Genomic DNA, 23,651 nt, shown 5'->3' on the forward strand with positions numbered 1-23,651 from the left:
ATTATGATTAAACGCCGCGAGCGGACTGTTTGTTAAATCCTAATTCGTTAGTAGCTCCGGTAATGGCTTGGATTTCAACTTCGATTTCGCCATTTTCGCGTAAGCTTCCATCAAATCCACCAGCAATAGTGTCAACATAATCGTAAGTACCAATTAAGTTATCTAACTTAGGTAATACGATCACTTCGTTGGCATTTCCACCAGTGACTACTGCATCAGCAGCTGGATCCGCATCGGCTAATGATTGAGAAGCTCCGTCACGTCCAGCGTACTCGTCTGTAACGATTACAGTCTTAACGCCTTCAGCTTCGATTTTCTTAGTATTCATAATTAAGTCAGTATCAGGGTTACCGAAACCTTCTTGTGTAACGATTGCTCCATCAAGACCTAAATATTTACATAATTTAGATGTCCAGTCAGAAGAACGTTTCTTGTCGTTTAGATAAACCGCTTCGTTAGTGATAATAACACCTACGAAGTTGATGTCTTTACCATGACGATCGTATAGGTCTTGAATAACTGGGTTATTTAAATGGTGGTAAGTAGTGTTCTTATCACATGCAGACACACAGTTACCTGATAAGATAGCCCCATCCATTACTTCTGTTGGGTAAAGGATTGAAGGAACGATATGTTTAGCATCTGTACCATAAACATAAGTGTCATGTAGAAGACCTTGTGTTTGTAGCATGTAAACATAACCAACCTTAGGTAGGTCTGGGTATTCAGCGATTTGTTCTAATAATGGTTTAGTTTCGTAAGTTTCAACTTCATCAGGCTCTACATTTTCACCTAATTTACCTAAGAACAATGCAACCTTCAAACCAGCTTCACGAACTGCTTGTTCATAAGTGTGAGCCTTGATTCCTTCAACAGGTTCAACGACTAAACAAATATTAATGGTTTGAGAGAAAGGTGTTAACTCAGCACCTGGGCCTTGCATGTCAACGATTCCTTCTTGGAAGCCGACGATCTTACCTACAGTTGCAACTGCACAACCCTTAAGTGCGTGGGTACGGCCTTCTCCCACTCGGTCAACCTTACTGATGACACCTGGGAAGACATTAGAATTTGAATCCACTTTATAACGGGGCTCAATTATGTCTTTAACTGGTGTAATCCGTGTACTGTCACCAGGTTTTGCGATTTCAATTGAAACATTTACGATATGTTCGTCTTCTAAGACGATTTTTTTGATGTCTTCTTCATTAATATATAATGTATTCGCTTCTACTTTTGATTCAGAAGCTTTTTGAACATCATTAATTTGAATTTTTCCTAATTCAAGTTTCATTTAATCACCTCTATTGTTATTTCTAAATATGGAGTTAATCAACGCTAATCTCGGGCGAAAAACGAATACGCTGTAGGGTACTCTCCAGCAAATCAAGATCAATTGTTGCAAAATCCTCTAAGACTCGCTCAGGCCAATTTGGAGTCTTAAAATTACGGTTAAATTTCTCATAAGTATTGAGTGCTTGATCGATCAAATCCAGACTCTCCATATCAATCTGTGATTGTTGTGTAGTAGTGATAAGGATTGATTTATAGAAAGTTTCATTAGGCTTAATCGATCCACTCAAGGGATGAGAGAGCAAGACGTGATGGTCGTCCACAATCAGACGCTTCACCTCGATCAGAACGTCCCCATAGGACCCGTCAATAAAGATAACAGGTTGTTGGGTAATTTGTTCCTTAACCATTGGATTATTTGAAATGATTTGCATACTTTTCACCTCTTGACGCTAGTGCTCACCTACCCAGCATGAAACATGCCAAATACGCTTTGAACAAGCCTCTAGAAGGCCGCACTCTCCTTTGTTCATGTGAACATTATAACAAAAACTAATAAATTTAGCAAGACGAATACTAATTAAAGTTGGATTAAGAAGACTGTCAACCCAGCAGACGCATTCAATCGCCAATGCTTACTTATTTCAAATTGAGAAGAGTGATATTTCAGTTATTATAAACAATGATAACTAACACGTTAATTGATCAATCTGATGATAATAAGCACCTATTAAGTTCGCTTCACTCTTAAATTGACAGGATTGGATTTCCACCGGCTGGAAAATTTCATCTTTAAACACAAAGGAAGGATGGTGGGTATATACTTCCTGGTAAAGATCACGAATGCGATCTAATACCATCGGCTCATTTGAAATACCACCGCCAATCGTCAAACGCTCGATATCCAAAATGACATGCAAGTTATAGATTAGGTTAACAATCACTTTCAAATAGTCCGTCAACATCTGATCCAGTCTGGTGTTTCCTTCCTTGATCGCCTTAAAGACAGGTCGAGCATCTTCTAAGTCGCTATTCCCTAGTAATTCATTGGCCGGTCGGATAAAGGTAAAGGCCCCCGCCTGCCGGACCAAAGGTTCTGCTTGATAGCTTGGTAAAATAAAGGAGACTTCACCTGCAACACCATGTGCCCCTTGATAAATTTGCCCGTTGACAATAATGCCGAGTGCTACACCTGTTCCAATTGTTAATGAGGCTCCTTTGTTAACTCCTATTAAACCTCCCTTCCTGGCCTCAGCCAAGGCAGCCGCTTGCCCATCATTAATTAAGTTGACAGGCCGATTAAAACGAACTAAATAATCCTGATAGGAGAAGTCTTTTAAGAAAGGTAAAGAACCATTAAAAACGACCTTTCCTGATGAGTCATCTACAATACCCGCATGACTAATTGCTATCGCCTGAAAGTCATCCATGAAATGTTTGAATACATCATCAAGGCCCTGCTTGAAACCAGCTAGGGTCTGTGGTGTCTTGATAGATTCAAACTGCTATATAATTTCTCCCTCTTGAACGGAGGCGGACTTGATAAAATTTCCGCCTACATCGATCACAAATGTTTTCAAAGTGGCACCTACCTTTTATTTTGTTTCTAGATTTATTTAATAATTATATAACTCTTAACAGTTGCAATAAGACATGGTCAAACAATTGATAGCCCTTTGCCGTCAAATGAATGCCATCCAAAGTATATTCCTCTCGAATAAATCCCTCACTATTATAAAAGGCCTGCCAAGTCAGTAAATAGGCCCCATAGTCTTGGGCTAATTGATTAATCTGGTCATTCAATCTTTGTATCTTAGCAGGCTTAATCCGCTGGGTTTCTGGCGTTTGAATAATTGAACTTAAAATAATAGGCAGGTCGACTCGATGGTCTTTAATCACTTGAAGAATCCGTTCTAAGTAGTCCATTACCATCTCTTCCTTCATCTGGTAATAGATCTCATTGATACCATACATGACAAGCACCGCGTTCGAGTTCGTAAGAATTTTGGGGTCTTCAACCAGTAAATTCCAACCTTCCTTGGCAATCGTTCCTTGTTTAGCCACATTTCGAATTTTCCAATTTCCAATACTGTCTCTGGGATAAAAATCCAAAAGAGAATGTCCGAGAAATAAAAGCTCCACCTTTTGCTCCCTCCATTGCTTTTTATAATAAATAAACCATGATCCTTTCAAGGGATTGAAGCCCTTTCCTTTTCCTAATATAATAACATTATTATCACCTTGTGAAAAGCATCGCAAGTATTTAGGAGGTCGTATCATGAAATGGAATTCGAAGAAAGGTTTGTTGGTTTTAGGGGTTTTAGGGGGACTACTCATTGCCATTCTGGCATTCAGTGGTAACCCCAAGAATATGGCACTTTGTACAGCCTGCTTTATTCGCGACTCAGCGGGTGCTATGAAGTTCCATACCAGTGCAGTTACTCAGTATTTCCGTCCGGAAATTGCGGGTCTAATGGCAGGGTCCTTTGTCATGTCACTTGCTAAGAAAGAGTATCACGCAACCACGTCTAAGAATGTCCTCATTCAGTTTATTTTAGGTAATATCTTAATGATCGGTGCCCTTGTCTTCCTTGGCTGTACCTTAAGAATGGTCTTAAGAATGGCTGGTGGCGACTTATCCGCTTATATCGGATTAATTGGCTTAATCCTGGGGGTTCTAACGGGAACATTTTTCATTAAGAAGGGGTATTCTCTTGGTGAAAAAACAGCCGCTGCCCCAATTAATGGAGCCATTTGGCCAATTATGATTCTTGCAATCTTCATTCTGACCGTAGCCTTCCCAAGTCTTTTCGCTCAATCCGAAACAGGTCCTGGTTCTATGCATGCTAACCGTTGGTTGTCCTTAGCAGTCGGATTAGCTTTTGGGGCCTTCGCTTATTATACCCGCCTCTGCTTTACTGGTTCCATTCGGGATGCTTTTATCATCAAAGACTATTCTCGTCTGCTACCAATTCTAGGTATCTTTTTGACCATGTTGGTTTATAATATCATTGTAGGAGACTTCTCCTTGAAAGCTGCTGGGCCGATTGCCCATAATCAAACTCTCTGGAATATTCTGAGTATGTATGTTGTTGGCTTTGCTGGTGTCTTAGCTGGAGGTTGCCCTGTTCGTCAAGTAATCATGGCAGGTTCTGGCTCAACCGATGCAGGTGTTGCCGTTCTTGGTATGTTTTCAGGGGCTGCCCTTGCCCATAACTTTGCGCTTGCTGCGGGACCAACGACTGATGAATCAGCTGGAGGTCCAGGGGTAAATGGTCAGATAGCCTTGATCGCTTGTCTCATTATCTTATTCATCCTTGCTTTCTACGGTTGTAATTGGGCTAAGAAAGAAGGAAAGCCCATCACCCAAGGAAAGTAGGAATCTTTTTGAGTCAAAAACAATATGTGTATGCCACTTTTAACAATACCTTAGATGCCATGGCCGCAGAAAAGCTCTTCAAAGAACAAGACATTCCAGGACGTTTAGTGATTATTCCGCGTGAATTATCGGCTGGATGCGGCATGGCATGGCGTTCTCAGCCCGACCAAAAGCAAAGACTGGTCCAAGTCGCTCAAGATCATGACCTAGACTTAAAACAAGTTGCAATTATCTAGCAACTTGTTTTTTTAATAAGTCTCATTGGTCTATTTAAAATCCTGATCATTTTGTTATAATAAGTTCGAATCATAAAAAAAGGGGTTTTGCTGAATGCTAGAAACTGTAAAAATTAACTTTGAAGTAATAGAGCTCATGGACTTCTACTGGCAAACTGCTGCGCGGCGTGAGAAGTTAGCTGATTCTTATCTTTTAGATATCGCAAACCGTCCAGAGATGCAGACTCTCTATACAGAGGACTTTGATGCCAACTCTGTGCGGAAGGTGCTTTCTGCTGTAATTAACTATGAACCTGTTAACGATAGCACTGAGAAGGAAATCGAATTTTACAAGTCCAATAAATTCTTTGCAGATGACCCAGGGAACGTTGAATTGACCCTCCCAACTGTCAAGACCCTCAACGTGGATGCCCTCAAAGATCAATTCAAGGCAGATACCCGATACAATAGTGTTCAAATCAATTTTGTTCCTGCTTATGATATGGAAGATAAGATTGATGGAAACACCTTAACGGTTAACTTCTTTAAGTTAGGCATCGACTTCACCGATTTTGAAACGGTCCTAGTTAAGGACCAACCGCTCAAAGAGTATATCGCAAGTAAACTAGAAGAAATGCTCTAATATTAGACTCACAGTCGAACGCATCTGATCTATTTGGTCACTCTCGTTAGATTGAACCGCCAATCGCCATTCACACAGCTGTTAGTCTAGCTCTGTGGATGGCTATTTTTTATCGAATCGATCGTCTCCTCCACTTTTAACTTTAAGATACTTCTTTTATCTTAAGATCCATCGTGATAAAATTTAGCAAAGAAAGAGGTGACCATTATGTCTGGACATAATAAATGGAGTAAGATCAAGAATAAAAAAGGAGCCGAGGACGCTAAGCGCGGCGCCATCTTCAATAAGTTATCGATTGAAATTTTTGCAGCAGCCAAGGCTGGTGGCGGGGATCCTGCCATGAATGCTAGTTTGAGGTTAGCCCTTGACAAGGCTAAGGCTGCTAATATGCCAAAGGATAATATTAACCGGGCCATTAAGAAGGCAACCGATGCTGGCGATACCACCAACTATGACGAACTGACTTACGAAGGTTACGGGCCAGGCGGTGTGGCTATCTTGGTCCATACCTTAACCGATAACAAAAACCGAACCGATACTAATATCCATGTTGCTTTCTCTAGAAATGGCGGAAATCTAGGAAGTTCAGGTTCTGTATCCTATATGTTCGATCGCAAAGGCTATATAGCCATTGACCGAGAAAACTTAGCCCAAGATGAGGACGCGATGTTCGAAGCGGTCATTGAAGCTGGTGCTGAAGATATGAAGACCTCTGAGGAGGCCTTCGAAATCTATACTGACCCCAGTGAATTCACGGCTGTCAAGGATGCTTTGCAAGCAAGTAACTTTGAATTTGCTGATGCACGCTTGGTCATGGTTCCACAAAACACAGTAGCTGTTGATGAAAGTCACAGCACCCAGTTGGAACAATTGATTGAAAGGTTAGAAGATGACGATGATGTCCAAGAAGTCTTCACGAACGCCGAATAAAAAAGAGTCCCACTTATTTTTAGCCTTGACTCCAAACAAATAGACCGTCGATCACCATCGACGGTCTATTTCTATAGTTTATTTTTTACATGAAGCCTGCTTCTTTAACAACCTCTGCTGCTTTATCAGCGTTTGCTTCACTGATCATCACGATTGGACCAGAGCAGCCCATTCCTGATTCAGCATAGATACCAGCCTTCCATAATGCCTTAACAGCATCTTCTAAGTCAAGTACATCAATTCCAGATAGTGAAGCTGTTACCACTTCTTTAGCTGGTGCCTTAACTTCTTCCTCAACAGCTGCAGCCTTAGGTTGTAATCCTTCGCGGACATCCTTCAATCCTGCTTTGTTAGCAGCTGCATACTCCGCCTTAGACTTATCAGCAAGTTTCCCTTTAGCCATTTGGTAGGCATACTTAAGTGCATTTGCGATGACAGGAGCACCAGAAGCACGTGACACAATATTTACAATGTGCTCATAGCCTTCTCCAACACCTGGTCCATATCCGAAGCCAGTTGTTTCATAAGTACCACCTGAAGTGTAAGATCCGAACAATTTCATGAACAAGTTACCTGTCAGTGAATCACAGACCATTACGTCAGCTGACCCTAATAATAAGTCATTCCCACGTAAGACAACCCCGCCGTCTGAACGAGCAGATTCACCAAAGGTAATCTCATAGCCTTTATCAATTAATTGCCGTAAGGCACGTTCGACTGTGTTGGCACCATCGACATTCACAATCCCAACTGTTGGGTTTTCGATACCGCTCGCTTTAGCTACTGCAATCCCATTAATGGTATTAAGCACCATCGCTTCAGCACGAACTGTAGCAGTCGTACCAGTTGTGGTAGCAATGAAGACTTGCTTCCCTTTGGCAGGTGTGATCACGCGGCCAACAGTGGATACCCCGATTGGGAAAGTATGGTGCAGCGTTACCGCTCCGCCAATTGTACCATCTGATAAGAGACGATCGAGGGTTTCTTCGACTTCTTTTTCACCATTTGCTTCATAGTGTTCATAGTCATCGGTCCAGTCTAACTTCTCTCCGATTAGAACAACATCAAATAGTCCTTCAGCCTTCGCTAAAGCAGCCGCTTCACGCATCACATCAAACCCTAATTCAGAGCCATTGATGGTTAGACCGATCTTAATAGAAGGTCCAACTTGACCGCTCTCTAATGTATGAGCTAATTCATTAAAAACATCTTTTATTGCTTGATTAACTTGGTTAGACATGCGTATTGCTCACCTCTATTCTTCTTCTGCTGAGAAATTCTCTGCAAATTGGCGTAATGCCTTCGCAACTTCAACCTTAACTGTTTCTTTCAAGTCACCTGTTACGCCTTCTGCTTCAACTTCACCAGTGTTACGCTCTAAGATTACAGAAACCCCATCGAACAAGTTCGTCATACGTCCTAAGAAGAGTGACCCTTTACCAACGATCATAGCACGGTTAACACCTGAATCAGAAGTCATATCATCAACCGCAAATCCTAGGTAAGGTACACCTGAAGGAATATGTCCTTGAGTTGGCGCCCATCCAGGAATTCCCTTCTCAGCTACGAAGTTGCCTAATTCAGCACGTTCGATTTCTTTACGTAGAACCCCAACCGCACCAATCATCTTCAAGTTCGCTGTTGGAACATCACCAGCTCCAGCAGGTTTCGTGATATCTGGGTTTTGCATTTCAATTGAGTAAACATCGATGTCTGGTACACCTAAACCAGCTTTATCTAATGGATCCCCAACTAAAGCTGTCATAACTGCTTGAGGTGAAGAACCAGAAGAAACGGTATGACGTCCAGAGTCTTCAAGACGAACGATTGGGCTGATACCATCATTTTGAGTCACTAAGAATGCCACACCTGCTACAGAGTCTTCCAATAATGGCATGTCTTTTTCGTAGTGAGATTTACCGTTCATACCTAGTTTCGCAGTTGAACCACCCGCTACAACCGCAACTGCCTTGTAAGTTCCAGCCTTAACAAGTGATGCAGCAGAGATCAAAGCGTGAGTAGGCGCTCCACAGAATGCACGTAAGTCTGAACCAGATGCATTTGAAAGACCACACATCTCAGCAATCGCCTTGGCCATGTTTCCACCACCACGTTGGTTAACATCCCCAATTGCTTCTTCTGAACATTCGATGACATATTCAATATCTTCAGCATTCACATCTTCAGAATCTCTTAATAAGTGACGAAGAGAAAGCACACCAGACGCTTTGTTTACTAAGTTTTCAAGCATAACGTGAGCAGATAAGTTAGGGTCAATATCGTGAGCGCGTTCAACCACTCCGACAAGTTCTCCTTCATAGTAGAGCCCTTCTGCCCCTTTTTCATCAACTTGAACTTGTAACCATTCAGCTGATTCTGTATTTTTAATCTTAGCGATGTCATCTTTGAACATATCGTTTTCGCTAAGGGCTGCTTTAGTCTTTTCAGCAAAAGATTCTTCTAAGTAAACGAGGTCAAACACATCAACAATCGAAATTAAGCCATAAAATTCTAATTCAGGCATAATTTCTCCACGTTTAGAGTAGCGTTTTGCTTCTGCTTTTTCTTTATAACGTGGTTCTGCAATTTTCTTCAATTCAGAGTAGTGCATATTGTTGATATATGTTTGATTAGCAGGATCTGCCAAAACTTCTTCATAGCTACGTAAGTGCTTGTTAAGATTCTTCAAGTATTCAGAATCAGGAGTGGTTACCTTCTCAGTTGTTTGAGTAGAACCATTGTGCACCAACATATCTGGTGTATTAACCAAAGTATAAGCCGCAGCTTTAATTACTGGTAAAGTCATTTGCATTTCTCCTTTAGTCATAGTTTTATATTGTAGATTATTTCACATATTTTTTGAAAAAGCAAGCACTTTCACTTGCCTTTTAAGAAAAGAGCCAGCACCAGCAAACTGCTGATACCGACTCTTTTGTTTAGGGTAGATTATACACTATATTTAGAAAATTGATCGCGAATAGATTTCATTTCTTCGGCGATAGAATCTACATCTAATACCATTTCCATCATTCCGACTTGTTCGTCGTAAATATCTGGATCTACATAATCTTTAAATTCTGGTTCAGTTGCATGGTATACAGCTAATCCTAGAGGAGTAGCAGTTAATGCACCTGCGTATGTAGGGTCTCCGTTAGTTACTGTTTCAGCTGCTAGACCAGCAGATTCTGCTTCAGCACCACCTAAGATAACAACTAGATTCTCTGCACCGTGTTTCTCAGCTGCTTCTTTAATACGACGTTGGTTTTCCAAATCCATGGCACCTGCGGCCGTTCAAACGAAACATTCTGTACTTGAGAAGAGAATGTCTACTGGTTTACCTTCTAAACATGCTTCAATTGCTTGTCCTGGGATTCCGTCACGGTCACCAATGATAAGCAATTTCTTGTTATCCATTGACATAATATACCTCCTAAGAAAATATGAAATAAAATTGTTCGCAACAACAATATCACTACTACGATAATTATCATAAGTCTATTTTATGGATTTGTCAAATATTTTTTATAAATACTTTTGTAATCCCTTTCATAACTTCGGTTTACCTTTCTTTAATCCTTGCTACAATAACCATCCAAATTATATTTATTTTATTAATAAATACCAACGGCCCAACCTGGAAACTGAATTAGCCTCTTGTTTAATCTAAAGTACGCTATAATACCCAGAGATAGTCACTAATTAAGGAGGAAACTATGAAAATACTACACGTCTTAGCGCAACTCCCTCAACAAACGGGATCAGGCGTTTATTATCGAAACTTAATTGAAGGGCTCAACCATGATGAAGTACAGCATGCCCTGATCTATGCCAACCAACCCCCCTTTGAAGACAACTTGAACCACTACCCTAGCTACCCAGTCCAATTTATGAGTGAAGAGTGTCCTTTTCCCATTCCCGGTATGTCCGATACAATGCCCTATCCACATACCATCTACTCCCAAATGTCCGACCAAGAAGTGAGAACTTGGCAAACTGCCTTTCAAAAACGTCTGCAGGCTGCAAAAGAACAATTTCAACCGGATATAGTGATTACCCACCATTTATGGTACTTAACATCCTTAGTTCTCGATTGTTTTACAGATATTCCAGTGGTTGGTGTCAGCCATGGGACCGACATTCGACAAGCGCGTCGACATCCTCAACTGGCAGCTCGTTATGTGAATGATCTCAATCGCTTATCTTTGGTATTCTCCTTGTCTCATCAAGATAAAGAAGCGATTCAGGAAACCTATCAAATTGATGAAACAAAGATCCACATTACAGGTAATGGCTACAACCCACAAATCTTCTATCCACCCCAGAAAAAAATAAGCGACGGCACCATCAAAATTCTCTACGCCGGCAAGATTGCCCAAGCCAAAGGTGTCTTTGAATTAGCTGCCACCTTTCCAGCCCTCAAAAGCAAATACCCACAACTTGAACTGCATATTATAGGTAATGGCGAAGAAGATAAGAAAGGACAGCTCTACCAAATCGCCCAAGCGGATGAAGCGAGTGGCTTCTTCCTCTATCCCGCTGTCTCACAATTAGAGCTGGCCGAAAAGATGCGACAAGCCGATCTCTTCGTCTTGCCTTCTTACTTCGAAGGTTTGGCTACCATCGTACTAGAAGCATTGGCTTGTGGACTGCGAGCGGTTGTGACAGACCTACTGCCACTCAAAAAACTCTTAGGTGACACCGTCAACCAGTCGGGCATCATTGAATACGTCAACCTCCCGCGCCTTTACGACCAAGATAAGCCCATCAAAGAAGATTTACCAATCTTTATCGAGGACCTAACCACTCACTTGGATATGCAAATCCAACGAATCTTGGACCATTCTACAACTGAAAGCATGCGTCAAGAAATTACCCGCCACTCCTGGCCAGAGTTAATTGACCGGCAGTACCGCTTATTACAAGGACTCCTCAGCCAATAAAGCATGGTGATCGTCAGGCCAGGATCATCCGTCGCTTAAGGTGATAGGAAGGCTTGACAACTAATAAATGCCCCATCACCTATGATAATCTCTGATGAGACTTGCTTTGATTCGGCTTTAGATCCCTGATGTGTTAAAATTACTTTATCAATGATTATTTAGGAGGATTTTTTAATGAGAAAACTCGTATGCTTTATTTCAGCTGCTGCGCTCACAGCAGGCTTGATTCCCGTAACAGAACCGACTCAAGTTTCAGCACAAGAAAATAAAAGCTTAGTCATTTATTCCAATACCTTGAATGACCAAAAACGCCAAGCACGTGTTGAAGAATTAGCTAAAGAAGCTGGTTTTGACTTACAAGTAGTCGTAGCAGGTGGTGGTGATATTTATAACCGGGTGCTTGCTGAGAAAGAGGATGCTCAAGCAGATGTTGTGATTGGTTTAGATGAAGCTAATTGGCTGAACTTACAAGATGAGGTTGCTCTCCATGACTTTGAGCCGGTCTGGGCTAAAGACATGCCTGAAGCTAAATTACTCGGCAATGGCCAATTCTATCCTTTTGCTGAATCTTATATCTTTGGCCTTTATAATCCTGATCAAGTATCTGAAGAAGATCTTCCTAGCCGCCTAGAAGAATTAGGGCAAGATCCTGATTTAGCAAATAAATACCGCATTCCAGAAGACTTAGGTGGATCGACTCACCAAAAGATTATTCTTTCAATTCTTATGCAATATCCAGATGAAGCGGGTGAATTAGGTATTTCCGATGAAGGCTGGCAACAAGTCGAAGATTACCTCGCTAACGGTTATCAAATTCGCGAGGATGAAGACCATTTTGAATTACTTAAGGATGGTACTTTGCTTTATGACTACTTCCATGCTTCAGGAACTGCAACACGCATGGGGGAAGATCCAGATTTAAATGTTAAGCCGATTAACCCTGAGTACGGTGTCTTCACCATGACAGAAGAAATTGGGATTCTAGACAAGGGGGGAGATCATGACTATTCAGTCGCGGAAGAATTCGTGGACTGGTTTGGTTCGGATGAAGTTCAAAAGATCTTAGCTGAAGAATTCGGCTTCATCCCACTAACTCCCGCTGCTCAAGAAGGAATCGATGAGACCATGAAAGGACTCCTGGAACAAGTAACTCCAATGGAAGTTGACTGGGATCTCTACCGTGAAAACGTTGACGCTTGGGTCGAAAAATTAGAACTAGACTACATGCCATAACGCTTTGATTCAATCTTAGGGACTGTGACGCACACTACCCGTCTGATCAATCAAACTGCCGAATCGAGCCTCGCAGAATAGGCTTTTGAAAGGCCGCTATGCCTTTGGTAAACGCCAACTAGGTAAGAAGCCGACATTAGCTTGCGACCCTGACGATTCGGCTTTTATTTTTTGACCAGACCTTAAATGTTTCATCTTGTAACATTTAATCTTAAGATAATAGTTAGTAGATTCCATCTCAACCAATAAAGGAGCCTATTTATGATCGAACTTCAAAATATCCAAGTTAAATATGGTGATTACATTGCGGTGGATCACGTTAACCTTCGTATTCAAGAAGGTGATTTCTTTACTTTTCTAGGGCCATCAGGCTGTGGTAAGACAACCACTCTGCGCGCCATTGCGGGTTTAACCCCTCCTAGTCAAGGGAAAGTCCTACTCGATGGTCAGGACATTACGCATACACCAGTTGAAAAGCGCCAGCTAGGCATGGTTTTTCAATCCTACGCCCTATTTCCGACCATGACTGCCTATGAGAATATCGCCTACGGACTTCGGGTGCAGCATATGGCGGAAGATCGCATCCGAGAGAAGGTTCACCGCCAAGCTGAAATCGTCGACTTACATCCCAACCAACTTGCCAAAAATGTCAGCCAATTATCTGGTGGGCAACAACAACGTGTGGCCATTGCTCGTACCTTGATCATGGAACCACGAGTCATCCTCTTCGATGAACCCTTATCGAACCTCGATGCAAAATTGCGGAAACAATTGCGCAAAGAACTAAAAGAAATCCAAGCCAAGACGGGTCTGACCGCCATCTATGTTACCCACGACCAAGAAGAAGCTTTGGAGCTTTCGGATCAATTAGCGGTCTTCCAACGGGGTAAAATTGAACAAATTGGAAGCCCTATCGAAGTTTACAACCATTCACAAACAGAGTTTGTATTAAATTTCATTGGGGATGCCAACCGACTATCTCCAGGAATCATAGAATTGCTCAATCACCAATTAGAGACCCCTCTACCAACGGACCATATTGCTTATATTCGCTGGGAGAATATTCGCCCCCAAGCCCTTAGCCAAGAAGATCTTATTTTGGAGGGTTCGATCATTGACCGCAAATTCCAAGGCAACAGTTTAATCTACCAAATCCAAATCGAAGATGCCAGCTTCCAGTTTATGGTCTTAAATCAACCGGGACACCATTTTGAGATTGGCCATTCAATCAAAACTTATCTGAATCCCAGCGATATTATGACTTATCCGCTAGGAGGGGCTCCTCATGACTAAGCAATTTCCTTGGCAAAAGATCGCGCACCTTCTTCTCATCAGTTTACTCGCTTGGTTTATCCTGATCGCCATTATCAATCCCATCTTGAGTGTTATTGCGACAAGCTTCTGGCAAAATGGCCAACTCGACCTATCGGCTATTCATAAGGTGTTAGCTTCCAAGAGAGCCATGGCGGCGATCAAAAATTCTTTTCTACTGGCTATTACCTTAACCATCACCTGTAATATCGTTGGCCTATTTATGGTGCTCGTAACGGAGTATTTTGCCATTAAAGGACAAAAAATCCTTCGGCTAGGCTATTTAACGACACTATTAATGGGTGGACTAGTCATGAACTTTGGTTATATCCTGGTCTATGGTAAGAATGGCTTTATTACTCAGGCCTTGATGCATTTCATACCTAGCCTGGATCCTTATTGGTTTGAGGGCTATCCTGCTGTCCTCTTTGTCATGACTCTCGGTTGTACCCATATCCACATGCTCTTCTTGAGAAATGCTTTTCAGTCGATCGATTATCAATTATTAGAAGCCGCTAAAATTTTAGGAGCCAAGCCCTTAAATGTCCTCTTTAGAGTGGCCTTGCCGACACTCATTCCAATTATCATGACCTTAGTGATTATGACCTTCCAAACCGGTCTCGGTGCCTTCTCGGCACCTGTTATGGTAGGAGGGAAGAACTTTCAAACTATTTCACCTTTAATCTTGACCTTTGCCAACCGACCCAAATCGCGCGATCTCTCAGCGATGCTGTCAATCTTTTTAGGTATCTGTCAACTTATTCTGCTCTATTTCCTAACACGCAATGAACGACGGGGAAATTTTCTTTCCATCTCTAAGACCAAGTCTTCCCTCAAGAAGCAAGTCATTCATTCTCCTCTCTTGAATTTCCTTGTCCACTTTCTAGCCTACGGATTATTTATCTTATTTATGTTACCTTTCATCGCGATTATCCTAGCTTCCTTCACCCCGGCAGCCAGTTTAAGACAATCAACACTCTCCTTGTCTAGTCTTACCCTGGCCAATTACCAGGAGGTCTTGACACATGTCAAAGGTTATCAACCAATTGTAACCTCTATCATCTATTCCATCATTGCAGCGGGTCTAGCCGTCCTCTTGATGACCTTAATTGCGAGAGTGATTCGGAACAACAAAGAAGCTTGGTTCTCTCTACCCTTAGAATATTTATTCTATATTCCCTGGCTGATCCCCTCACTCTTATTAGCCTTAGGTTATTTAATCGCTTATGATTCTCCCTCAAGCTTGTTATTAGGGCAATCCGTCATTGGATCCTGGTGGATTCTTCCTCTGGCCTATTTAGTGGTTTCCTTACCCAATAGCTTACGATACATTAAAGCAGCCTTTTATGGCGTGGATGGTCAATTAGAGGATGCCTCAAAGTTACTCGGCGCCTCTTCTTGGCAGACCCTAAGACGGGTCATTATTCCGATTCTGATCCCAACTCTTTTGGCCCTCTTTGCCATCCAATTCAACCAGCTGATTGATGACTATGATCTTTCAGTCTTTCTCTATCAACCTTCGAATCCTACACTTGGGATCGAAATTAGAAAGAATGCGAACCCCGATACCAACCTCAATGCACAAGCAATTAACGCAGTTTATTCGGTCCTTCTAATGCTCATTAAAGGGAGTGCTCTTTACTTTGTTTATGGTTCAAGGTTTACTCGTAAACAATCTAAACCTGCCCTTGTTACCAAATAAAAAAGCCCACGAAGGCCATTTGCCAAGCGTTCTTGCTAGAATACTTGTCAGGGCCCTTCGGGGCTTTTTTTACATGTCTTTTAATACTTGGATAATTTCATCCATCTCACTGTCGAGTAAGGTCCGAACATCCAATTGAACATAATCCTGCTGGACTCGAGCAATAATCGGCTTGGTCCGGGTACGCAGGTAGTGTTCTAACTGAGCTGCGCTGCAGTGAGCATGCGCAATCTGTACTAAGGCGGTTGGTAGGGTCGATCCTGGATAAGACCCGCCACCTATTTGAGATTGACCAGGTTGACGCTCAGCCTGCCAATCTTCGGATAGGTCATTAATGGCGCGAATCATTTTATCTGCTTTTGCTTGTAGTTGATCAAGGCTTTGGCTAATTTTTTGTAGAACAGGAATCTTCTCCAGGGCTACTTCAGGATTTAAGTACTGACGCATGGTCACTTCTAAGGCAACCAGGGTCACCTTATCAGTCCTAAGCGCCCGTGTCAAAGGATGAGAACGAATCTTATCAAGCAAGTGCTTCTTGCCCACAATAATCCCTGCTTGTGGACCACCTAATAATTTATCTCCAGAGAAGGTCACCACATCAAAGCCTGCTCGAATCGCTTCTTGAACTGTTGGCTCATAAGGTAAACCAAATTGCTGCATATCGAGGAACAGTCCGGAACCTAAGTCATTTAAAGCTAAGACTCCTTTTTCATGGGCGAGTTCGACTAAATCATGGTCTGACACATGGTCAGTAAAGCCGACCAAGCGATAATTCGAAGTGTGGACACGAAGAATAGCCCCCGTTTGGTCACTTATGGCTTGTTGATAGTCCTTTAAGTGGGTCTTATTCGTCGCTCCCACTTCTCTTAAACGGGCGCCACCGCGCGTAATAACATCGGGAATTCTAAAGGAACCTCCAATTTCGACTAATTCACCACGTGAGATTAACACTTCTTGCTTCTCAGTCAGCGCTGATAGCATCAAGAGAACGGCTGCTGCATTGTTATTAACGACCAAGGCATCTTCAGCACCTGTTATTTGCTTGAGGACATCCTTTAAGTGAACATAGCGTGACCCCCGTTTACCAGCTGCTAAATCGTACTCTAAGTTCGAATAGGAAGGTGCTAATTCAGCAATTGCTTGGACGACTTCTTCAGATAAGGGCGCCCGGCCTAAGTTTGTGTGAAGAACCGTCCCAGTGGCGTTAATCACCGGCTTCAAGGAGGGCTGAACCCTGATAGTCAAGGCATCATTCACTTGATTAACAACCTGGTCAAAGGCGACCACCTCCGGATCTGTTGCTTCCCCATCTAAGATGCGCTGGCGGATCTTATCAATTTCGAGTTGGATCGTTTCCTTAATATAATCAAGGTCTAATTCTGCTTGCCATGCGGTAATGACTTCTGCTTGCATCACCTTATCTACTTTTGGCAACTTGGCCAATAATTCTCTCACTATAATTGTACCTCCTCAATATGATTGAGATATTTTGGATTCATCACCCGCACATCTTCTTGCCTCGTTGTGATTCCACGGCGGTCAAAGTCATCTAATAATAAAAGGGTATATTTACGGCTGGTTCCAAGTAAATTGCGGAAATCAGCGAGGGCAATTTCTCCGTGGTCTCGACAGAATTCGGCCAAAATCTCCAAAGCCTCATTGTAATATTTAACATGAAGTTCAGTCTGTTTATCTAAGCGGTAGAATTCATTCTCTTTACGCATCAGCATATAGACTTCACGCTTAACCGGATCCTTGCCTACCACTTCCTCAAAGCTAGGAGGAGTAAATGGATTATGGGCTAATTGATCTTCAATTGCCTGGCGAGCTTTTGCCTGAGCAGGTGAGATTTGAATCGAGTGGCCTGCCAAAGCGATGATATCGCCATCGATCCTCAGCTTTTTATCCTCAACTAAGGTCGAGATAATAGCATTTAATTCCTTAGGTGCTACCTGATTGAAGCGAGAGCGAAATTCTTCCAGAGACATCCCTGCCACCATATTGTTGCTTGAGTGGAAGTCATCTAATAATTTCATCATTTCCTGACTGATCGCATCAAAGGAATCTTTCGCAAAGTAGAATTGACCAAATTTCAACAATTTCCCCTCTGCGACCATGTCTGATACATATGCTTCAACCACTCTCATTTCTTCACCTAGGTAGTCTGCCATCTCCTTAATTGAAGTAAAACCAGTGGACCGGTGGATCAAGAAGTCCAGTAAAACATCTTCAGTTGAACCGGATTCCATTACTTCAAGTGAATCAATGACATTCTGGTTAAAGCGCTTGTGCTTGCGAGGAGTTGCATCCAAGACCTCACCTCCGCCGATGGTCACAACCGGTGAGAAGTTCCTTAGGATGAACCGATCCCCTTTCTTAACGGCCACTTCCTCTTCCAACCGAATCTGCATAAAAGCAGTCTCACCTGGAGCCAAAGCTTCCACCCCAAGTGGTACAAGACGACCAATCACTTCACACGTTCCGATGTGGAGATGGACCCGGTCCCATAGTTGCATGGGCTGATTAGCACTCTTCAAGCACATAACTTTAGCATCCAACATATAGGACGCCTCAAGAGGAGCAGCACTCAAGACATCTCCTCTCTCAACTTGGTCTAAATCAACCTTAGTCAAGTTGAGAGCTGTTCGATTCCCCGCATAAGCAATCGCTTGATCTTGCTCATGAATTTGAATGGTCCGAACCCGTGTCGTGATGCCTGCTGGGTAGATGGTCAAGTCATCGCCGACTTTAATGGACCCATCGATCAGAGTCCCTGTTACGACCGTCCCGAAGCCTTTAACTGAGAAAGCTCGGTCTACATTCAAACGAGCGGGTAATTGTTCATTTTCTTGTTGAATGCCTGCAATTTTTTGGACAAGGACGTCCTTTAATTCATCCAAACCAGTCCCTGCAATCGCATCGGTTTCAACAATCGGCGCATCTTTTAAAGGAGTGTCAGCAAATTGTTCGCGGATATCTTCATAGACTAAGTCCTTTAAATCTTGGTCTACACCCGATACCTTAGATAAAGCAATGACATACTCTTCAATCCCTAGCAAGGTCAAGACATCCACATGCTCTTTGGTTTGAGGCATAATCCCTTCATTAACGTCGATCACTAAGAGAACAAGGTCAATGCCCGCTGAACCGGCTAACATATTCTTGATAAACTTTTCGTGACCAGGCACATCGACGATTCCAACCCGCTCACCATTCGGTAAGTCCAAATAGGCAAAGCCCAAATTGATAGAAAGGCCACGCTGTTTCTCCTCCTTAGTGGTATCTGTTTCGATCCCAGTTAAGGCTTTGATAAGCGTGGTCTTTCCATGATCAATATGGCCTGCCGTCCCTAAAACGACATTCTTCATGATTGATCCTTTCTATAATGCTTAGGCTGGAATGACAACTTGTGAATGTGAGCGTTGTTGCTCATAGATGTAACGCATATTGGTCTTCTCACCAACCGCTAATTGATCTTCCATCTCATAGAAAGAGACACAGGTTCCACAAGCTTTAATCGCTACACCCTTATCCGCTAGGGACTTCAAGTCTTCAAGGGTATCCGCTCCTTCTTTGGCAAGCAGCACACCCCCATTATAAAGAATGATTTCCTTAGGAAGGTCATCATCTTGTGCGACGACACTCAAGAAGGACTTCATTAGAACCTTACCGAGCTCATCATTTCCGCTACCTAAACGATCGTTATTTAAGATTATAATATGTTCTGACATCTTTATCTCCTTTTATTTGACTGTAATTAACTTATCTTTCCGTTCTGTAATCGTACCAATATGACTGGCTTGAATATTCGCAGCTTCATAAGCTTGCATGATCCCAACCAATTGATCTTGTGGTACGGTAATTAATAGACCTCCGGATGTTTGTGGATCAAAGAGGATCTCTTCCATCGCCACATCATCCATTTGAAAATCGATCAACCGCTCATAATGTTCGCGGTTCCGCTTGGCACCGCCTGTTGTCAACTTGGCTTTAGCCGCTTCATAGGCACCTGGAATGATCGGCACCTTGCTGACGTCGATTTCGGCTGAAACATCCTCTTCCACCATTTCAATTAAATGTCCTAAAATACCAAAACCTGTAATGTCCGTACAAGCCGTCACCTGGTATTCTAGCATGATTTCAGCTGCATATTTGTTCAAGGTGGTCATTGATTCAATGGCCTCCTCAAAGGACGCATCATCAATTAAGCCTTTATTGTGGGCTGTTGTGACAATCCCAACGCCTAGCTTTTTCGTTGCAATTAGAGCATCACCTGGCCGACAGCCATTATTGGTTACAATTTTATCTGGATGAACAACCCCTGCAACCGCTAGTCCATAAAGAGGCGGATCTTGTCGAATGGTATGCCCACCTGCTAAGACCCCACCAGCTTCAAGCACCTTCTCAGCACCCCCTCGCAGAATCTCAGCCAAAGCATCAAGCGGCTGGGTATTATCTGGATACGCTACGATATTGAGGGCCGTTATAACCTGCCCACCCATGGAATAAACATCGGATAAAGCATTCGTTGCAGCGATCCGACCGAAATCATACGGATCTTTGACCATGGAGGGGAAGAAGTCAGTCGTTTGGATGACCGCAACATCTTCTGACACCTGGTAAACGGCTGCATCATCACTCGAATCATAGCCAACTAGCAAGTTAGGATTGAACTGCTTAGGAAGGCCACCTAGAATTTCAGACAAACTGCCTGGTCCAATCTTAGCGTTTCACCCACCGCAAATTTCTAATTCGGTCGTTTTATCTGTTTTCTTGTTGTTATCTACCATTGAATCCCTCATTTCTTAATTTGTATTCATCCTTATTATACGCTTTCTGAAAAGATATTTCAGTCATCAAGGATGACTACTTATTGTTAAGCATAATAAACAAACAGCACAGGAAAACCTGTGCTGTTGATCCGTGTATCTCTCGAAAGACTAGAAGTCTAATTTTTCTGATTTAACGCGTCCTTTTTCATTTACAAAGTAACGGTCAACGCGGTCTGTAAAGGGTGTTGCTCCAGCACCTGTTCCATCTTTACGAAGAGAAACTTGAAGTACTTTATGATCAAAATCAGGATTTTCTTTTAAGACTTGCTTCATGATCTTAAGAATTGATACAGGTGTATCTGGTTGTTTTAAGGTAACAAATGATTTACCTTTTTCTAAAGCTGCCGCAACAAATTCTTCAACTTGCTCAGCAGGCGCACCAAATACTAAATAGTAATCGCCATCTTTATCCATGTCTTCTGCTTTACGCACTTGTACAGATGGGTAAGATTTTTTAGCTAATTGCATCACATTAGCCATTAATGGGCGAGACCCAGTTGAAGGGTGGCCAGCAATAATGACAGATTCTTTGTTATTGAAAGCTTCCTCAATATATCCTGCTACTGTTTCATTAAATAATCCACCATCTACTACCTTTTGAAGAATTTCATTCATCAATAAAGACCTCCATATTTATTAGTTTTGTGTATAGGTTCACAATATCACAAAAAAGGGATTTTGAAAAGGACTTTTCAATTAGATTTTGACTACCCTCCTGATATCTCAAACCTCTTCACTCATTATAAAACAAATCAATCCATAAGCCAAATGAAGTGAAGGAGACCTTGTCTTGCCTCAATAAAGAATTCTAGCCCCTAGAATCCTTTGAGGACTCTAAAGGCTAGCTTAAATGTCTGGCGGGAACGTGTAAGAATCGAACTTACCCAAGACGCTCTTAACGCCTCATACTGGTTTTGAAGACCAGAGGGAACACCAGAACCCATCCGCTCCCAAGTATATTTCTTTCAGCAAGACTCTTACAATAATACCAGTTATTCCATTTAATATCAAGCTTTTATCCTTGATCTGAAGGTTTATTTTCAAAATGATCACAGGCTACTATCTTTTTCAATAGGTAATTGGTCATCCTGAGTCCACTCATCCATGGATCCATCGTAGACCGCAATTTTTTCCTTTCCTAATTCTTTAAGGACCATAAAGAGCCAGGAGGCACCGACCCCAAAGCCACAATATAAAATGGCCTCAACCGTGTCTGTCAAAACGCCCGCCTCTTCGAAAATCTGAGATAAAATCGCTCGGTCAAGCAAGCGACCCGTTGCAGGGTCTGCTAAAGACCCATAAAAGACATTCTTACTCCCAGGAATATGCCCTGCCCTATCTGGGCCATAAGGGGCACTCACGCCGCGATACTGGTCAGGACTTAAGGCATCGATAATTTGAATATTGTCTGCTTTTATAGCAGCCAAGACCTCTTTCTTATCAACAAAATAATGGTCTTGTTGTTGGACATTCAGCTGACCTTCTGGATAGTCTACGATTTCTTTACTTACCGGACGCTCCTCAAGTAACCAACGATCAAAGCCTCCTTCAAGAATCGAAACCTTAGTTAAGCCGGCATAGAGCATCTGCCAAGCTAAACGCGCTGCCCAGATTGAAGCAGAGAACTCAACACCCACTTGTGGCCCTGAATCATAGACCACCACATGGGTCTCATCCGAGATCCCCATTTTTTCCAGCGCTTTTACAAAGTCCTCGTGCTGCATTACGGTAAAAGGTAATTCAGCGGTTGGATCTGAAAGTTCCATCAAATTTGCTTCAACGGTCCCAGGAATATGGTGCGTTTCAAATTGTTTCTGACCAGACTGAATCATCGCTTCATTATCCACATCAAAGAAGATGGTTGCATCCACAACCCTAACATTGGGATCCTGCAAGTGTGCTTCCAACCAATCTGGACTCACAAAATAGGAATGTGTCATCTTAGTAGCGCTCCTTTCAACTTTGTCTATAAAAAGAAAGCTGGGTTGCCCCAGCTTTTGATTGAGCAAAAAGAGGATTATTCTTCATCCTTTGTTGCTTCTTGATCGTCGTCTTCTGCTTCTTCTGTTTCAGCATCTTCCTCGTCTTCTTTTTCTTGATCGTCACTATCATCTTCAGACTTTACAGAAAAAGTGATATAGACAGGAGTCCCTTCTTCAGGTAACACATCTGCATCACCAGTAAAATTCACTTCGTTACGGTTCTCAACTGCACCATAAGTATAAGTATGATTCGAGATCAATCCAACTGGGCAAGAGTCAAGACATAAGATACATCCATTAAAGACTTCGTGAGCACGCTCTTTATTTCCACCAAAGCGGAAGTCCAATTCATTACCATTTGAATCGTTAATAACTTCATTAATGTCATATTCTTTCTCTGCACCATCCCAAGTAACAGTGACATTAATTTTATCACCTTCTACTTGTGTTTCTTCTTTATTTTCTGGAGTCATATTATCACCAGATTCTGCACCAATTTCTTTCAAGGCTTCATAGAAATCATCTTGATTTCCTTTAGTACCGAAAATGGACTTATGACCAAAGTTTCCATCATCAAATACGATCGCGTGGCGGGTATTTGTTTCTAAATATTTACCATTCACATAAGCTAAAAGTGTAATGGTTTTATTTTCTTTATCGACTAAGATCGGTTCCTCTTCAGTCGGAAGACTTTCTTCTGCAAAAGTTGGAACACCTAAGCTTGCTGCAGCAACGAAAGTAAAGGCAACACTTGCAATTTTTTTGATAAATTTATTCATAATTTAAGATCTCCTTTTAAATTGTTTTTTGTTTTTATTGTCATGATACCAAATAAAAGCCATGACGATGGTCATAACAACGAGTATCACTATGGTTGTCAACCGGGTCGTACTTAAGGGTGTATTCATAAAGAACATATCCCGCACATTATAATAGAATATGTTAGGCGACTTAACCAACATTAAGACCAAGGCAATCGCTTCTCCAATAAAGAAGGTGATCGGCTTAATCTTGAAGAATAAGGCTAACATAATAAAGAGCGCCACCACAAACCAACACAACACCCAGGTATGCACCCTCATCTCTAACCAAACCCAATAAGACATCAAGGCCCCCGCTACTAGCGCAAAAATAAAGCCTGAGCAAAGAGCTGAAAGAATATTTTTTAGGTTAAACATCATTTCCCCCCCT

At 42.2% G+C, this 23,651-nt stretch carries 23 protein-coding genes and 1 tRNA gene; 8 read left to right on the forward strand and 16 right to left on the reverse strand.

The genetic code is table 11. The features are described from left to right. Nucleotides 1-7: 7 nt before the first annotated feature. The 4 genes from HMPREF9708_RS01135 to HMPREF9708_RS01150 all read right to left on the reverse strand — a co-directional run bounded on the left by HMPREF9708_RS01135 (nucleotide 8) and on the right by HMPREF9708_RS01150 (nucleotide 3,357). Nucleotides 8-1,294 (reverse strand): glycine/sarcosine/betaine reductase component B subunit, encoded by a 1,287-nt coding sequence (locus HMPREF9708_RS01135; RefSeq protein ID WP_006308118.1) that lies wholly within the window; start codon nucleotides 1,292-1,294, stop codon nucleotides 8-10. Between the two features lie 34 nt (nucleotides 1,295-1,328). Continuing rightward, on the reverse strand, nucleotides 1,329-1,727 hold the full coding sequence (locus HMPREF9708_RS01140) for a GrdX family protein (RefSeq protein ID WP_006308119.1): 399 nt from the start codon (nucleotides 1,725-1,727) through the stop codon (nucleotides 1,329-1,331). Nucleotides 1,728-1,982: 255 nt separating this feature from the next. After that, entirely contained in the window at nucleotides 1,983-2,723 is a 741-nt protein-coding gene (locus HMPREF9708_RS01145) for an ROK family protein (protein WP_006308120.1), read from the reverse strand. Between the two features lie 193 nt (nucleotides 2,724-2,916). Then, the gene (locus tag HMPREF9708_RS01150) at nucleotides 2,917-3,357 is read right to left on the reverse strand and encodes a GDSL-type esterase/lipase family protein (protein WP_232215516.1); all 441 of its coding nucleotides are present in this window, start codon (nucleotides 3,355-3,357) and stop codon (nucleotides 2,917-2,919) included. Nucleotides 3,358-3,571: 214 nt separating this feature from the next. Between HMPREF9708_RS01150 and yedE the strand changes: the two genes are divergently transcribed. From yedE to HMPREF9708_RS01170, 4 genes are all read left to right on the forward strand, one after another. Beyond that, nucleotides 3,572-4,672, forward strand: coding sequence for a YedE family putative selenium transporter (yedE, locus tag HMPREF9708_RS01155; protein ID WP_006308122.1), 1,101 nt, complete (start codon nucleotides 3,572-3,574; stop codon nucleotides 4,670-4,672). Nucleotides 4,673-4,680: 8 nt separating this feature from the next. Continuing rightward, nucleotides 4,681-4,908: a DUF3343 domain-containing protein gene (locus tag HMPREF9708_RS01160; protein WP_006308123.1), complete on the forward strand. Its 228-nt coding sequence runs from the start codon at nucleotides 4,681-4,683 to the stop codon at nucleotides 4,906-4,908. 94 nt (nucleotides 4,909-5,002) lie between these two features. After that, complete coding sequence (locus tag HMPREF9708_RS01165) at nucleotides 5,003-5,530, forward strand: TDE2712 family protein (protein WP_006308124.1); 528 nt, start codon at nucleotides 5,003-5,005, stop codon at nucleotides 5,528-5,530. A gap of 207 nt (nucleotides 5,531-5,737) precedes the next feature. Further along, complete coding sequence (locus HMPREF9708_RS01170; protein WP_006308125.1) at nucleotides 5,738-6,460, forward strand: YebC/PmpR family DNA-binding transcriptional regulator; 723 nt, start codon at nucleotides 5,738-5,740, stop codon at nucleotides 6,458-6,460. A gap of 85 nt (nucleotides 6,461-6,545) precedes the next feature. Here the strand turns inward: HMPREF9708_RS01170 and grdD are convergent, their stop codons facing one another. The 3 genes from grdD to grdA form a co-directional block, all read right to left on the reverse strand. Then, on the reverse strand, nucleotides 6,546-7,700 hold the full coding sequence (grdD, locus tag HMPREF9708_RS01175; protein WP_006308126.1) for a glycine/sarcosine/betaine reductase complex component C subunit alpha: 1,155 nt from the start codon (nucleotides 7,698-7,700) through the stop codon (nucleotides 6,546-6,548). Between the two features lie 15 nt (nucleotides 7,701-7,715). Further along, entirely contained in the window at nucleotides 7,716-9,266 is a 1,551-nt protein-coding gene (gene grdC / locus HMPREF9708_RS01180) for a glycine/sarcosine/betaine reductase complex component C subunit beta (protein ID WP_006308127.1), read from the reverse strand. Between the two features lie 140 nt (nucleotides 9,267-9,406). After that, nucleotides 9,407-9,880, reverse strand: a complete 474-nt coding sequence (grdA, locus tag HMPREF9708_RS01185; RefSeq protein WP_083826829.1) for a glycine/sarcosine/betaine reductase complex selenoprotein A — start codon at nucleotides 9,878-9,880, stop codon at nucleotides 9,407-9,409. Between the two features lie 293 nt (nucleotides 9,881-10,173). Between grdA and HMPREF9708_RS01195 the strand changes: the two genes are divergently transcribed. The 4 genes from HMPREF9708_RS01195 to HMPREF9708_RS01210 all read left to right on the forward strand — a co-directional run bounded on the left by HMPREF9708_RS01195 (nucleotide 10,174) and on the right by HMPREF9708_RS01210 (nucleotide 15,646). Next, nucleotides 10,174-11,400 (forward strand): glycosyltransferase family 4 protein, encoded by a 1,227-nt coding sequence (locus HMPREF9708_RS01195; RefSeq protein ID WP_006308130.1) that lies wholly within the window; start codon nucleotides 10,174-10,176, stop codon nucleotides 11,398-11,400. A gap of 174 nt (nucleotides 11,401-11,574) precedes the next feature. Next, complete coding sequence (locus HMPREF9708_RS01200) at nucleotides 11,575-12,633, forward strand: extracellular solute-binding protein (protein WP_006308131.1); 1,059 nt, start codon at nucleotides 11,575-11,577, stop codon at nucleotides 12,631-12,633. Nucleotides 12,634-12,894: 261 nt separating this feature from the next. Beyond that, on the forward strand, nucleotides 12,895-13,926 hold the full coding sequence (locus HMPREF9708_RS01205) for an ABC transporter ATP-binding protein (RefSeq protein ID WP_006308132.1): 1,032 nt from the start codon (nucleotides 12,895-12,897) through the stop codon (nucleotides 13,924-13,926). Next, nucleotides 13,919-15,646 (forward strand): ABC transporter permease, encoded by a 1,728-nt coding sequence (locus HMPREF9708_RS01210; protein WP_006308133.1) that lies wholly within the window; start codon nucleotides 13,919-13,921, stop codon nucleotides 15,644-15,646. The genes HMPREF9708_RS01205 and HMPREF9708_RS01210 overlap by 8 nt, the downstream gene beginning before the upstream one ends. A 69-nt stretch (nucleotides 15,647-15,715) precedes the next feature. Here HMPREF9708_RS01210 and selA read toward each other — a convergent pair whose 3' ends face one another. The 9 genes from selA to HMPREF9708_RS01250 all read right to left on the reverse strand — a co-directional run bounded on the left by selA (nucleotide 15,716) and on the right by HMPREF9708_RS01250 (nucleotide 23,638). Further along, nucleotides 15,716-17,101, reverse strand: coding sequence for an L-seryl-tRNA(Sec) selenium transferase (gene selA, locus HMPREF9708_RS01215; RefSeq protein ID WP_006308134.1), 1,386 nt, complete (start codon nucleotides 17,099-17,101; stop codon nucleotides 15,716-15,718). Beyond that, nucleotides 17,101-19,014: a selenocysteine-specific translation elongation factor gene (selB, locus tag HMPREF9708_RS01220; RefSeq protein WP_006308135.1), complete on the reverse strand. Its 1,914-nt coding sequence runs from the start codon at nucleotides 19,012-19,014 to the stop codon at nucleotides 17,101-17,103. The genes selA and selB overlap by 1 nt, the downstream gene beginning before the upstream one ends. Before the next feature lie 21 nt (nucleotides 19,015-19,035). After that, nucleotides 19,036-19,377 carry a sulfurtransferase-like selenium metabolism protein YedF gene (yedF, locus tag HMPREF9708_RS01225; RefSeq protein ID WP_006308136.1) on the reverse strand — a complete coding sequence of 114 codons (342 nt, stop codon included), beginning with the start codon at nucleotides 19,375-19,377 and terminating at the stop codon, nucleotides 19,036-19,038. 12 nt (nucleotides 19,378-19,389) lie between these two features. Next, on the reverse strand, nucleotides 19,390-20,367 hold the full coding sequence (gene selD / locus HMPREF9708_RS01230; RefSeq protein WP_269534837.1) for a selenide, water dikinase SelD: 978 nt from the start codon (nucleotides 20,365-20,367) through the stop codon (nucleotides 19,390-19,392). A 219-nt stretch (nucleotides 20,368-20,586) separates the two neighbouring features. After that, on the reverse strand, nucleotides 20,587-21,093 hold the full coding sequence (locus tag HMPREF9708_RS01235) for a hypothetical protein (RefSeq protein WP_006308138.1): 507 nt from the start codon (nucleotides 21,091-21,093) through the stop codon (nucleotides 20,587-20,589). A gap of 240 nt (nucleotides 21,094-21,333) precedes the next feature. After that, nucleotides 21,334-21,430 (reverse strand) — tRNA-Sec (locus HMPREF9708_RS08255). Between the two features lie 97 nt (nucleotides 21,431-21,527). Further along, nucleotides 21,528-22,418 carry a sulfurtransferase gene (locus HMPREF9708_RS01240; RefSeq protein WP_006308139.1) on the reverse strand — a complete coding sequence of 297 codons (891 nt, stop codon included), beginning with the start codon at nucleotides 22,416-22,418 and terminating at the stop codon, nucleotides 21,528-21,530. 77 nt (nucleotides 22,419-22,495) lie between these two features. Next, nucleotides 22,496-23,239, reverse strand: a complete 744-nt coding sequence (locus tag HMPREF9708_RS01245; RefSeq protein ID WP_006308140.1) for a YdjY domain-containing protein — start codon at nucleotides 23,237-23,239, stop codon at nucleotides 22,496-22,498. Nucleotides 23,240-23,242: 3 nt separating this feature from the next. Continuing rightward, nucleotides 23,243-23,638: a hypothetical protein gene (locus HMPREF9708_RS01250; RefSeq protein WP_006308141.1), complete on the reverse strand. Its 396-nt coding sequence runs from the start codon at nucleotides 23,636-23,638 to the stop codon at nucleotides 23,243-23,245. Nucleotides 23,639-23,651 lie beyond the last annotated feature (13 nt).

Source organism: Facklamia languida CCUG 37842 (assembly GCF_000245795.1).
GTDB classification, from domain to species: Bacteria; Bacillota; Bacilli; order Lactobacillales; family Aerococcaceae; genus Facklamia; species Facklamia languida.